12 protein-coding genes are annotated in these 14100 nt (G+C 27.0%); all 12 read right to left on the minus strand.

Annotated elements, in window-relative coordinates:
• Positions 1-207: 207 nt before the first annotated feature.
• The 12 genes from RDY08_RS09375 to rpoB all read right to left on the minus strand — a co-directional run bounded on the left by RDY08_RS09375 (position 208) and on the right by rpoB (position 13976).
• Positions 208-420, minus strand: a complete 213-nt coding sequence (locus RDY08_RS09375) for a DUF2905 domain-containing protein (protein WP_307904141.1) — start codon at positions 418-420, stop codon at positions 208-210.
• A 2-nt stretch (positions 421-422) separates the two neighbouring features.
• A complete protein-coding gene (locus RDY08_RS09380; protein ID WP_307904142.1) occupies positions 423-1034 on the minus strand; it encodes an MtnX-like HAD-IB family phosphatase in 612 nt (203 codons plus the stop codon).
• Entirely contained in the window at positions 1031-2017 is a 987-nt protein-coding gene (locus tag RDY08_RS09385; protein WP_307904144.1) for an FAD:protein FMN transferase, read from the minus strand. Before RDY08_RS09385 ends, RDY08_RS09380 begins: the two co-directional genes overlap by 4 nt.
• A 45-nt stretch (positions 2018-2062) precedes the next feature.
• Positions 2063-2422 (minus strand): aspartate 1-decarboxylase, encoded by a 360-nt coding sequence (gene panD / locus RDY08_RS09390; protein WP_307904146.1) that lies wholly within the window; start codon positions 2420-2422, stop codon positions 2063-2065.
• Between the two features lie 10 nt (positions 2423-2432).
• On the minus strand, positions 2433-3617 hold the full coding sequence (gene coaBC / locus RDY08_RS09395; RefSeq protein ID WP_307904148.1) for a bifunctional phosphopantothenoylcysteine decarboxylase/phosphopantothenate--cysteine ligase CoaBC: 1185 nt from the start codon (positions 3615-3617) through the stop codon (positions 2433-2435).
• Positions 3607-3801 (minus strand): DNA-directed RNA polymerase subunit omega, encoded by a 195-nt coding sequence (gene rpoZ, locus RDY08_RS09400; RefSeq protein ID WP_307904149.1) that lies wholly within the window; start codon positions 3799-3801, stop codon positions 3607-3609. The genes coaBC and rpoZ overlap by 11 nt, the downstream gene beginning before the upstream one ends.
• A gap of 101 nt (positions 3802-3902) precedes the next feature.
• Positions 3903-4454: a guanylate kinase gene (gene gmk, locus RDY08_RS09405; protein ID WP_307904150.1), complete on the minus strand. Its 552-nt coding sequence runs from the start codon at positions 4452-4454 to the stop codon at positions 3903-3905.
• The gene (locus RDY08_RS09410; protein WP_307904151.1) at positions 4451-4699 is read right to left on the minus strand and encodes a DUF370 domain-containing protein; all 249 of its coding nucleotides are present in this window, start codon (positions 4697-4699) and stop codon (positions 4451-4453) included. The genes gmk and RDY08_RS09410 overlap by 4 nt, the downstream gene beginning before the upstream one ends.
• Before the next feature lie 10 nt (positions 4700-4709).
• Positions 4710-5582, minus strand: a complete 873-nt coding sequence (locus RDY08_RS09415) for a YicC/YloC family endoribonuclease (RefSeq protein ID WP_307904153.1) — start codon at positions 5580-5582, stop codon at positions 4710-4712.
• Between the two features lie 113 nt (positions 5583-5695).
• The gene (locus RDY08_RS09420) at positions 5696-6019 is read right to left on the minus strand and encodes an STAS domain-containing protein (protein ID WP_307904154.1); all 324 of its coding nucleotides are present in this window, start codon (positions 6017-6019) and stop codon (positions 5696-5698) included.
• Positions 6020-6301: 282 nt separating this feature from the next.
• Positions 6302-10273 carry a DNA-directed RNA polymerase subunit beta' gene (gene rpoC / locus RDY08_RS09425; protein ID WP_307904155.1) on the minus strand — a complete coding sequence of 1324 codons (3972 nt, stop codon included), beginning with the start codon at positions 10271-10273 and terminating at the stop codon, positions 6302-6304.
• Between the two features lie 202 nt (positions 10274-10475).
• Positions 10476-13976: a DNA-directed RNA polymerase subunit beta gene (gene rpoB / locus RDY08_RS09430; RefSeq protein WP_307904156.1), complete on the minus strand. Its 3501-nt coding sequence runs from the start codon at positions 13974-13976 to the stop codon at positions 10476-10478.
• Between the last annotated feature and the right edge of the window lie 124 nt (positions 13977-14100).

A 14100-nucleotide genomic window follows, 5' to 3' on the forward strand; every position in this document is an offset into this window, starting at 1 on the left:
AAAGAACTATAATGCTTACTATCTTTGCACTATAACTTCGTCCAATTCCCCCTCTAAATCCCTCTCTGTTAAAAAAAGAATTTTGTTTTAACTCATCCCCTTATTAAGGAAAAGGTTTTGTGGAGGTGCATTTAATTTTTTCTGAGAATCCTCTTTTATTTTCTTTATAAGTTTAACATATTTACTGATTTTTTTGAATTATATTTTTTATTTTTTTATTATATTTATAATTATAGTAACTAATACAGTTAAAATTACAGTTGTTGTTAATGGTATATATATTTTTATTGCTTTTGTTTTTATCATTAAATCCCCAGGTAGTTTTCCTATAAATGGAACTTTATCAAACAAAAATAAAATTGCCCCTAACATAAATATAATTGTTCCTATCACAATTAAAACTTTTGCTATCCCTTCCATTATTATTCTACCTCCTCAAATTTATCAAAAGAGATAAACTCAATATTTTCTTCTTTTAATTTTAGTTCAAGGTAACTTGCTCTTTTAGCATAAACTTTATCTGCATATCTTGCAGTACATATATCGGTTATTCCATCTCCTACATAAACTATATAATCGTATTCTTTTTTATATTCATTTAATATATTAGTTTTACAAACTCCGCACTTACCACATTTTTCATTATAATATCTACTATTAATCTTAATTCTATTATTTTCTATAAAAGTCAAATCATTTCCATATATTTCTATATTATCTATTCCATAATTTCCAAGAATATTCTCTATATTATATATAAATCCACCACTTACAATTTTAACTTCCTTACCTTTTATAAATTCTTTAAATGTTTCATCTATTTCAATTTCTTTTAATAATTCTAAATATAATTTTTCTTCTGTTTTAAAAGTTGCTTCAAAAGATTTTAGCCAATCTTTAACTGTAAAATCTCCATTCATAATTTTTTCTGCCCATTCTTTATATTCCTTTGGATGAAATTTATTAGCAATATAATCCAAAGTATCCTGCTTTGTTATAGTCCCATCAAAATCAATCAAATAAATTTTTTTCATTTTTTCTCCTTAGAAATATAATTCTCAAAATTACTAGAATAACTTATATTCATATTTTTATCTACTATCATCGCTTCTAAATCTTTATTAAAATTTACTATTTTTAATATTTTTTCTTTTTTCAATGGAAATAATGCCGTAGAGTATAAATCTGCAATATAACTATTTTTAGCTAAAATAACTACCATTTTATTTTCTCTTGCAGGATAACCTGTAGTTGCATCTATTAAATGATGATATTTTTTACCATTTATTATTTTATATGTTTGATAATCTCCTGAAACCCCTATAGATACATTACTTACTTCTAAAATTTTTAATATTTTTTCTTTATTTTCGGGATTTTGAATTCCTATTTTCCATTTTTTATTATTTGGTTTTTCTCCTATTACTTCTATACTACTTATTGCACTTATAAATGCTGATTTTATTCCATTTTTCTTTAATATTTCTCTTGCTCTATAGATAGCGTATCCTTTCAAAAAAGAACCTGTATCTATTTCTTGATTTTTTCCTATTTTTACAAAATTATTATCTATTTTTATTTTTTTATAATCTACTAAATTTAATTTTTCTTTTAATTTCTTTTGATTTGGAAGTGCCTTTGCTTTCTCTTCTTTAAAATTCCATAATTTCATAATTGGTGCAATTGTAATATCATATTTCCCATTTGTTAATTCTGACATTTTTATAGCATCTTTTAACATCATTATCTCTTCATTAGAAACTTTTATATATTTTCCACTATTGTGATTTAAATTATAAAATTTACTTCCCTTTTTATAAGGATTATATTCATCTTGAACTCTTGTAATCTCATCAAAAGCTTTTTTTACTGAATTTTCTGCTAATGTTTTATTTTCAGAAAAAACTGTTATTTTTATAAATGTTCCAAATAAAAATTTTTCTTTTTCTATTTTTTTTATTGAATTACATCCAAACAAATTAAATAGAATAATTAAACTTATTAATATATTTTTCATTTTTTTCCTTCTTTATCTATATTTTATTTTATATTTTTAATATCTTTATTTTATTACCTCTTTAATTTTATTTTTTTCATCTACTATAACTGCTTTGGGTTTTAATTTTTTTGCATCTTCAGAACTAAAAATCCCATATGAAATTATTATTACAACATCTCCAGGATGTGCTAGCCTAGCTGCTGCACCATTCAGACATATTATGCCACTTCCTCTTTCTCCTGCAATTACATATGTTTCAAATCTAGCGCCATTATTATTATTTACTATTTGTACTTTTTCATTTGCATAAATATCTGCTGCATCTATTAAGTCTTCATCTATTGTAATACTTCCAACATAATTTAAATTTGCATCTGTAACTGTTGCTCTATGAATTTTAGCTTTATACATTGTTCTATACATATTACTCTCCTTATAGATTAATCTTATATTCTATAATTTTATCCAAAATTTTAAATGCAAGTTCATTTTTTTGCATTGTTTCCAACTCTATAATTTTATTTTCATCTAAAATTATATATGCTTTATTTTCATCACTAGAAAATCCAGATACATTATTTGCAATTATCATATCCAAATTTTTTCTTTTAAGCTTTCCTAAACTATTTTTTATTAAATTAGAACTTTCTGCTGCAAATCCTACTAAATATTGATTTTTTTTCATTTTTCCTAATTCAAATAAAATATCAGGATTTCTTGTTAATTTTAAAGTCAAATCATCATCTTGCTTTTTTATTTTTTCATTTGAATATTCTTTCACTTTATAATCTGCAACTGCTGCACTCATTATAACTAAATCCATATTATCATACTTTTTTAAAGTTTCTTCATACATCTCATTTGCAGTTTTTATATTAATAGTTTTTATACCATCTATCTTTTTTAAATTAGTAGGACCAGATATTAATGTTACATCTGCTCCATATAATTTAGCTGCTTTTGCTAAACTATACCCCATTTTTCCAGTTGATCTATTTGACATATATCTTATTGGATCAATTGCTTCTTCCGTTCTCCCTGCTGTAATTAAAACTTTTTTCCCTTTAAGAATATCCTTCTTATTAAAATAATTTTCTATTTTAATAACAATATCCTCTGGTTCAGCCATTCTTCCTTTTCCTATTGTTTTACAAGCTAGTTCTCCACTAGTTGCATCAATAAATTTATATCCATTATTTTTCAATTTAACTATATTTTCTTGTAAAATTGGATTTTCATACATATTTGTATTCATTGCTAGCGCAAAAAATTTATCTTTTTTAAAAGCTGATATTACAGTTGTCAACATATCATCTGCTATTCCATTTGCAATTTTCCCAATTATATTATAAGTAGCAGGAGCTACAACTATCAAATCTACTTTTTTAGCTAATTCAATATGCTCTACTTCTGTATAATCTATTTGCTTAAACATTTCAACATAAACTTTATTTCCAGTTAATGTTTCAAAAACAATAGGTGATATGATTTTAGTAGCATTTTCTGTCATAACAACATAAATATCATAACCTAATTTTTTTAGTTTAGAAGCTATTATAGCTGATTTATATGCTGCAATCCCTCCTGTAATCCCAAGAAGTATTTTCCTATTCTGCATCTTGTACTCCTATTTTTCCTTCTAATATTTCTAATAAAACATTTTTAATTGTGCTGTTATTTTTTTCATTTACTAATAATTTTTCTCCAGCTAATATTTCTCTAAATCTTTTCCCAGACACAATTGATAATATATATTTATTAGGTATTTCTTCCAATAAAGTATCGATACTTAGTTCTCTCATTTTTTTCAACCCCTTCCTATTAGATAAAAAAATAAACTATGATTCCTTTAGTAAATATGATAACTGCCTTAAACATTCCTAATGTCTATTTTTTCTATTCCTTAATTTCCTAATATTAGATCTCCTAATTTTTTTAATGCTTTTTCAAAATTATCATTTACAATTACATATTTATAATCCTTCTCATATTTAAGTTCTTCTAAACTATTTTTTAATCTTAAATTTATTACCTCTTCTGTATCAGTATCCCTCTTCTTTAATCTTTCTTTTAACTCTGTTTCAGAAGGTGCTTTTATAAATATTAATACTGCATCATCAAATTTTTCTTTTATTTGAATTCCACCTTGCACATCTATTTCAAGTAATAAATTTTTTCCAGCTTTAATTTTTTTTAAAACTTCATCTTTTAATGTCCCATAAAAATTCCCATGAACTAAAGCATATTCTAAAAAACCATCTTCTTCTATTTTTTGTTTAAAAGTTTTTTCATCTAAAAAATGATAATCTATATTATCTTTTTCTCCTTTTCTAGGTTTTCTAGTTGTCGCAGATATTGATAACTCTAAATTATCTAATTTTTTAACTACATCTTTAGTTAATGTAGATTTTCCAGCTCCACTTGGGCCAGATACTACAAATAATTTTCCCATCATTTTTTGTCATCCTTTTTTTCTATTCTAGAAGATATTGTTTCTGGATTAATTGCAGACAAGATTATATGTCCACTATCAACTATAATTAAAGCTCTTGTTTTTCTTCCAAAAGTAGCATCAACCAATCTATGCTGATTTTTTGCTTCTTCTTTCAATCTTTTACTTGGTGCTGATTCTGGACTAATTACCGCTATTATTCTTTCATCTACTACTATATTTCCAAATCCTATTCCAATAGGCCTCATTAACTTCCTCCTACTCAATATTCTGAACTTGTTCTCTTATTTTTTCAAGTTCAGCTTTACTTTCCACCACTAATTTTGATATATCATAATAATTTGATTTTACCCCTGCTGTGTTCAATTCTCTGAATATCTCCTGAATTAAAAAATCTAATTTTTTTCCATTACTATTCTTTTCTATTTCAACATTTAACTGTTCTAAATGACTATTTAATCTAGAAACCTCTTCTGATATATCACTTCTATCTGCAAATAATAAAATCTCTTTTAATATATCTTCTTCATTATATTTTATATCTGAATTTATTTTCTCTAATCTATCTAAAAGTCTTTTTTTATGTTCCTTTACCACTAATTCTTTATAATCATCTATTTTTATTACGCTTTTACTTAATATTTCTATTCTCTCAATTAAATATTCTTTTAATTTTTCTCCTTCAAATTCTCTCATCTCATTTAATTTTAACAATGCTTCTTCTAATCTTGGAATTATAAAATTTTCATATTCTTTTTCATCTATATTTAATTCTTTTTTCTTTATTATATTAGGATATTTTATTAATAGCTCTGCTTTATTTATGAACTTTTCTGAAAATTCTAATTCTATCTTTTCCAAAAGTTTCATATAACTTTTAGCTATATTTTCTTTATACTCAAAAAGTTCTTCTGATTCTCTCTTATCCTCAAAATCTATTCTTAATTCTACATAACCTCTTTTTATAAATTCTGAAACTTTTGTCCTAATTTTATTTTCTAAAAAATTCAATATATAATTTGATTTATATTTTAAATTTAAATATTTATTATTTACGCTTTTCAGTTCTATCTTAATTTTGAAATCTTCATTTTCAAAACTGACTTTTGAATATCCTGTCATACTTTTCATATAAAAAACCTCCAAAGAATGTTTAAAAAATAATGTTCTCATATTTGTTTGTAAAAATGCTTGAAACATTGCATATTTTATAAACAAATAGAAAGGTTATTTTTAAACCATTCCTAACTTTCATAAAAATTAAAATATGTATCCAAAGATAATAATGAAAATATTTTCATAACTATTTTTGGCGTATTTAAAAAATCAAATTCTACTTCCATTTTCTTTAAATCTGATTTTAATTTCACAAAATAACTTATTCCAATACTATCTATATAAGTTATATTTTGTAAATCAATTTGCAACTTTTTTATTTTTTTATCCTTTATTTTGTTGATAACTTCTGCAAAATTCTCTTGAAGCCTTTCTCTTACGTCTATTGATATTTCCCCTGATAATCCTACTATTATGATTTCATCTAATTCCTTTAAAATTTTAAAATCCATTTTTACACCTCACTTACCTTTTTAATTTGATTAGTTAATTTTTCACAACAATATTAAAAAGGATATTCCCAAAATTAATTTCTTAAATTCATCTTAAACTATGCTAAAAACATGATATATTTTTAGCATAGTTTTTAGGAACATCTTAAAAATAACATCTCTATTTTGTTTAAAACAGGCAACTATTTACTCATTTTTATAACCAAATATAAGAAACTTAGTTTTTAAATGTTCTTTAAAGATAAATATATTCAATTTATTTTCCTTAATATATAATAAACTTTATTCTTCTATTTCTTCAACTGTTTCTTCAACCATTTTTAATGGTTCTTTCTTTGCATATTTGAAAAATCCAGTTCCTGCAGGAATTCTTTTTCCAATTATTACATTTTCTTTTAATCCTTCTAATTTATCTACTTTTCCTTTTATTGCTGCATTTGCTAATACTTTTGTTGTTTCTTGGAATGAAGCTGCCGATATAAAGCTCTCTGTATTAACTGCTGCTTTTGTAATTCCTTGTATTACCGGAATATATTCTATTTTTCTTTTTCCTTCTGCTTCTAATCTCTCATTTTCTATATCTATTTTTCTTTTTTCTATCACTTCATCTTCTAAATACAAAGAATCACCTGATTTTTTTATTTTAACTTTTTTAAACATTTGTTTTACTATTATTTCTATATGTTTATCACTAATAGAAACCCCTTGTTCCCTATATACTTGTTGTACTGATTCAAGTAAATATTGTTCTGCCGCTACGACTCCTTTTATCGCTAAAATATCATGAGGAGAAATTACCCCTTCTGTTATTCTATCCCCAGCTACAATTTTCATTTTATCAGTAACTAATAAATGTTCTCCAAATGGTATCAAATATTCTTTAAATTTACTTTCATCTTCAATAGCTCTTACAATTACAACTCTCATCCCTTTTTTCATTTTTTCAACAAACTCTACTACACCTGATATTTCAGAAACTATTGCTCTTCCTTTTGGATTTCTTGCTTCAAATAGTTCTGTTACCCTTGGAAGACCTCCTGTAATATCCTTAGTTCCTTCTCCAACTTTTATTATTTTGGATAATATTTCACCTTTTCTTACTTTTTCATTTTCTTTTACCATTAGATATGCTCCATATGGAATAGTATATTCAGCTAATATTTTTTTCTCTTCTTCACTATATATTACTATTCTAGGATTTATATCTCCTTTTTCCATTGGTTTTACCGCTAATCTCTCTGTTACATTATATTTTTTATCTTTATTTTCTTTAATATATATCTCTTTATATTTTACTATACCATCTGCTTCTGATATTATAGGTACATGATATGGATCAAATTCTACTAATACTTGATCTCTTTTTACATCTTCTCCATCTTCAACTTTAAGTACACTTCCAGAAGGAACATCATATTCAACATTGTTAATTATTAATTTTGCATTTTGAGATACTATTACTTTATCAGTTTCTCCCTCTTTTATTATAAATCTTACATCTTGATATTTAACTGCCCCTTTTTCATCAGATTTTATATCTGTTTGGACATTTCCTTTTTCAGCTACTCCTCCTGTATGGAAAGTTCTCATTGTAAGCTGTGTCCCAGGTTCTCCAATTGATTGAGCTGCTATTACTCCTACAGCTTCTCCTAACATTATCTTTTTATGATTAGAAAGATCTAATCCATAACATTTTTCACATACACCTTTTTCCAAACTACATGTTAGAGGAGATCTTATTTCTACTTTTCTTATTTCTAATTCTGTTATTTTCTTAGCTAATTTTGGAGTAATTAAATCATTTTTTTTCAAAAATATTTCTCCATTATACATTAAATCAGATGCTAAATATCTTCCTTTAATTCTTTCTTCTAATTTTTCTATTACTTCTCCACCTACTACTAAATCACTAACTATAATTCCACCGTCAGTTCCACAATCTTCTGTATTAACAATAACTTCATGTGATACATCAACTAATCTTCTTGTCAAATATCCTGAATCTGCTGTTCTTAATGCTGTATCTGCAAGCCCTTTTCTAGCTCCATGTGAAGACATGAAAAATTCTAATATATTTAACCCTTCTCTAAAGTTTGCTTTTATTGGAATTTCTATAATTTTCCCTTGTGTATTGGCCATTAATCCTCTCATACCACCAAGTTGTCTCATTTGTCTTACATTACCTCTAGCTCCAGACATTGCCATCATATATACTGGATTAAAATCATCTAGATGTTCCATCATTTTATCTGTAATATCATTTACTGCTTTATCCCAAATATCAACTGTTATTCTATATCTTTCTTCATTAATAATTGTTCCTCTTCTATATTCTTGCTCTATCTCATGCACATCTATTTCTGCTTTATCTAATATCGCTTTCTTTTCTTCTGGTATTTCCAAATCTTCTATTCCAACAGTTATCCCACCTATAGCTGCATAATGATATCCAAAATTTTTCACTCTATCTATATAATCAGCTGTTTTAGAAAAACCATATTCATTATACATTTCATTCAATAACTCTTTTAACCCTTTTTTACCATATGTTTTATGATAATTTCTTATCTCCGCTGGCAATACTTCATTAAATAAAACTCTACCAACAGTTGTTGTTACCATTTTATTATCTATTCTAACATCTATTATTGCATGTACTTCTATATTTTTAGTTTCATAAGCTAATATAGCTTCTTTTTTATTTGCAAACTTTTTCCCTTCTCCTTTTGCTCCTTTTCTATCTTTAGTCATATAGTAACATCCCATTACCATATCTTGAGAAGGTACTGCTATAGGCTCTCCACTTGCTGGAGATATTAAGTTATTTGATGCAAGCATAAGAAGATTTGCTTCCATAATTGCTTCTGGCGAAAGAACCAAATGAACTGCCATTTGATCTCCATCAAAATCGGCATTAAAAGCACTACATACTAACGGATGTAATCTTATTGCTTTTCCTTCTATTAACACAGGTTCAAAAGCTTGAATACTTAATCTATGTAATGTTGGGGCTCTATTTAATAACACTGGATGATTTTTTATTACCTCTTCAACTATTCCCCATACTCTATCATCTTCATTTTCAACCATTCTTTTTGCTGTTTTTATATTTGTAGCAATTTTTCTTTTTACTAATTCTCTCATAATAAATGGTTTATACAATTCTAAAGCCATTTTTTTAGGAATACCACATTGATGCATTTTTAAATTTGGACCTACAACTATAACTGAACGTCCTGAATAATCTACCCGTTTTCCCAATAAGTTTTGTCTAAATCTTCCTTGTTTACCTTTTAAAGTATCACTAAGAGATTTCAATTCTCTATTGTTTTGTGTAACTACTGGTTTTCCTTTTCGACCATTATCAATTAAAGCATCTACAGCTTCTTGTAACATTCTTTTTTCGTTCTTAACTACAATTTCTGGAGCTCTAATTTCTAATAATTTTTTTAATCTATTATTTCTATTTATTACTCTTCTATATAAATCATTTAAATCAGAAGTAGCAAATCTTCCTCCATCCAATTGAACCATTGGTCTAAGATCTGCTGGTATAACAGGTACCGCATTTAATACCATCCATTCTGGTCTATTACCTGAATTGTTAAAATCTCTTACTATTTTTAATCTTTTTACAAGTTTTTTTCGTTTTTGAACACTATTAGTTTTTTCTAATTCTTCTGTTAATTCAACTTCTAATTTTTCTAAATTTATATTTTTTAATAAATTTAATATAGCTTCTGCTCCCATAGCAGCTTTAAATTTATTTCCATATTGACTTTTATATAATTTATATTCTCTTTCAGTTAAAATCTTCCCAGAAGCTAAATTAGTATCTCCGCCTTCGATTACTATATATCTTGAAAAATAAAGTACATGCTCTAATTCTTTAGGCGTTATTCCTAAAACAAGTCCCATTTTATTAGGCGTACCTTTAGAATACCATATATGAGCAACTGGAGTTGCTAATCCAATATGTCCCATTCTTTCTCTTCTTACTTTTGATTTTGTTACTTCCACTCCACATTTTTCGCAGACTAGACCTTTATATCTCATTCTTTTATATTTTCCACAAGCACATTCCCAATCTTTTACTGGGCCAAATATTTTTTCGCAAAACAATCCATCCATTTCAGGATTTAACGTTCTATAATTTATAGTTTCTGGTTTCGTTACCTCTCCATGTGACCACTCTCTTATTTTTTCCGGTGATGCAAGTCCAATCCTTATTTTATCAAAATCTTTTATTCTCATATAACAAAAGGCCTCCTTTTACTAATTTTAGGCTATCAAAGAATAGCTAAAAATAATATACTCAAATTTAGATATTATTTTTAAGCCATCCCTAAAGAACGTTTAAAAAATATTTTTCTTATATTTTGTTATAAAAATGGTTGAAATATCACATATTTTAAAACAAAATCTAAATGTTATTTTTAAGCCATTCCTAATTAAATTATTCTTCTTCGTTTTTCAAATCTGCCAAAGAAAATTCCATAATACTTTCATCTTTTATTGTATCTTCATCTAAAGGAATAACTTCTCCTTCAGTATCATATAACTGTACATCCAACCCTAAACTTTGGAACTCTTTTATTAACACTTTAAATGATTCTGGAATATCTGGATCAGGCATTGGTTCACCTTTTATGATTGCTTCATATGTTTTTGTCCTTCCATTTACATCATCTGATTTTACTGTTAACATTTCTTGAAGTATGTTAGAAGCTCCATATGCTTCTAATGCCCAAACTTCCATTTCTCCTAATCTTTGTCCACCAAATTGTGCTTTTCCTCCTAATGGTTGTTGGGTTACTAATGAATACGGTCCAATAGCTCTCGCATGCATTTTATCTTCTACCAAATGATGAAGTTTTAATACATACATATAACCTACTGTTACTGGATTATCAAATTTTTCTCCAGTTCTTCCATCAATAAGATCTACTTTTCCACTTCTGTCTATTCCTGCTTCAGTCAACCATTCTTTTATCTCTTCTTCAGTTGCTCCATCAAATACTGGAGTTGCTATATATTTCCCTAATCTTCCTGCTGCTAATCCTAAATGTGTTTCTAGTACTTGTCCTATATTCATACGACTTGGTACCCCTAGTGGATTTAAAACTACATCTACAGGTGTTCCATCTTCTAAAAACGGCATATCTTCTACTGGTAATATCCTTGATATAACCCCTTTATTTCCATGTCTTCCAGAAACCTTATCTCCAACTGTTATTTTTCTTTTTTCAGCTATATATATTCTAATTACTTTATTTACTCCTGCTGGTAATTCATCACCTTTATCTCTTGATAATTCTAATACTTCTACTATTGTACCCTTTGCTCCATGTGGTAATTTTAAAGATGTATCTCTAACATCTCTTGCTTTTTCTCCAAAAATAGCTCTCAATAATTTTTCTTCTGCAGCTGGTTCTGTTTCTCCTTTTGGAGTTGTTTTCCCTACTAATATATCTCCTGCTGTTACTTTTGCACCTACTCTTATAATTCCTCTTTCATCTAAATCTTTTAATGTTTCTTCTCCTACATTAGGAACTTCTCTAGTTATTTCTTCATCTCCAAGCTTTGTACTTCTTGCTTGAATTTCATATTCATCTATATGAATTGAAGTATATACATCTTCTTTTACTAAACGTTCGCTTATAAGTATCGCATCTTCGTAATTATACCCTTCCCAAGGCATAAATGCTATTAAAGCATTTCTTCCTAATGCTAAATCTCCACCAGCAGTAGCTGGCCCATCTGCTATTACAGCTCCTTTTTCAACTTTTTGTCCTAAATCTACTAATGGTTTTTGATGTAAACACATATCTTGATTTGATCTTTCAAAGTTTAAAAGTCTATATTTTTCTATTCTATTGTCATCAGTTTCTATTTCAATTCTTCTTGCATCTACATATCTTACTGTTCCTGCTGATTTTGTAATAGTTACAGCTCCAGAATCCACAGCAACTTTTCTTTCAATACCAGTTCCTATAAATGGAGCTTCTGTTCTAAGTAATGGAACTGCTTGTCTTTGCATATTTGATCCCATCAACGCTCTATTTGCATCATCATGTTCCAAGAATGGTATAAGTGCTGCTGATACTGATACCAACTGTTTAGGTGATACATCTAAATAATTAACTTTTTCTTTCTCTATATAAACAATTTCTTCTTCTATTCTACATACAACTTCATCAGATAAAATTTCTCCATTTTCATCAAATTTTGTATCTGCCTGTGCGATGAACATTCCCTCTTCTTCATCTGCAGCTAAATACTCTATTTTATCTAATAAAGCTTTTCCATTTTCTACTTTTATAAATGGAGTCTCCAAAAATCCATATTTATTAACTTTTGCATATGTAGATAAAGAAGCTATCAATCCAATATTTGGTCCTTCTGGTGTTTCTATTGGACAAATTCTTCCATAATGAGAATCATGTACATCTCTTACTTCAAATCCAGCTCTTTCTCTTGAAAGTCCTCCAGGTCCTAACGCACTAATTCTTCTTTTATTAGTTAATTCTGCTAATGGATTACTTTGATCCATAAATTGAGATAGTTGTCCACTCCCAAAGAAATCTAAAATCATTGCATTTAATGGTCTTGTATTAAGTAATGATTGTGGTGTTAATGCCCCAATATCTTGAATGGTCATTTTTTCTTTTACCATTTTTTCCATTTTAACAAGTCCACTTTTAATTTGCATTGCTAATAATTCTCCAACGCCTCTTACTCTTCTGTTAGATAAATTATCTATATCATCTGTATGCCCAATTCCGTTATATAAATTTAATATATAATTTATTACAGCAATAAAATCCTCTTTTGTTAATTGAGTATAATCTTCTGGCAAATTTACCTTTAATCTTTTGTTTATTTTAAATCTACCAACTTCTGCCAAATCATATCTTTGTCCATTAAAAAACATTTGTTTAATTAAATTTTTAGAACTATCTAACGTAACTAAATCTCCAGGTCTCAATTTTTTAAAAACTGTAACTGCAGCTTCATCTATATTTACAGTTTGATCTTCTGCTAAAGAATTTGCAAGTGGTTTTTTTTCTGGTTTAACTTCCCAGTATATTATTTCTCCAACTTCCAATTCTATCATTTGAGAAATTTTTTCTTCATCAATTATATCTTTTGATTCTAAAAGTATTTCTCCTGTTTCCTCATCTATAACATCTTCTTTTATAAAGCTTCCCTCTATTTCTGTTCTTAACGCTTCTAAAGATTCTTCTGGTGTTGAAAACTCTTTTAAAAATTCGTTAATATTTAAAGTTTTGCTCTCAAGAAATGTATCCATAATTTCTTCATTGCTTTCAAAAAATCCTATTGCTTTCAAAAATGTTGTTAATAAAACTTTTTTCTTTCTATCTATTTTTACATTAAAAAAGTCATTTTTATCTGTTTCAAATTCCAGCCATGTTCCTTTATAAGGAATAATTTTCCCCACAAAAACTTCTTTTCCTGTTTGAGGATGTGCACTTTTATTAAATGATATTCCAGGTGATCTATGCAATTGAGAAACTACAACTCTTTCTGCTCCATTTATGATAAAAGTAGCTTTATCAGTCATTAGAGGAATTTCTCCAAAATATACTAAAGATTCTTGAATTTCATCTGTTTTTTTATTGATTAATCTTAAGTTCACTTTTAATGAACCTGAGTAAGTTTTCCCTCTCTTTTTACATTCTAATTCATCATTTAAAGGAAACTCATTTTCAAATATATCATACCATAAATATTCTAGTCGAATATCGCCATTAGAAGATTCTATAGGAAAAGTTTCTTTAAAAGATCTTTCTAATCCTTTAACTTCCCTATTTGTTGCCGCTTTTTTAGATTGTAAAAATTCATCATAAGAATTCAATTGAAATTCTAAAAAATGTGGCATTACTCCTCTTTCTTTAATTTTTCCAAAATCAAACCTTTTTATAAGTCTTTCCACTCGCTTCACCCCTCACAATTGATAAAATGGTTAAAAATTAATACTTTGTGGTAATACAAAGCTCAAAATACTAATTTTTAACCACTTTCTTTAAAAAAAGAGTAAAAAGACACTCCTTAAAAGA

Source organism: Haliovirga abyssi (assembly GCF_030295325.1).
Taxonomy (GTDB): Bacteria; Fusobacteriota; Fusobacteriia; order Fusobacteriales; family Haliovirgaceae; genus Haliovirga; species Haliovirga abyssi.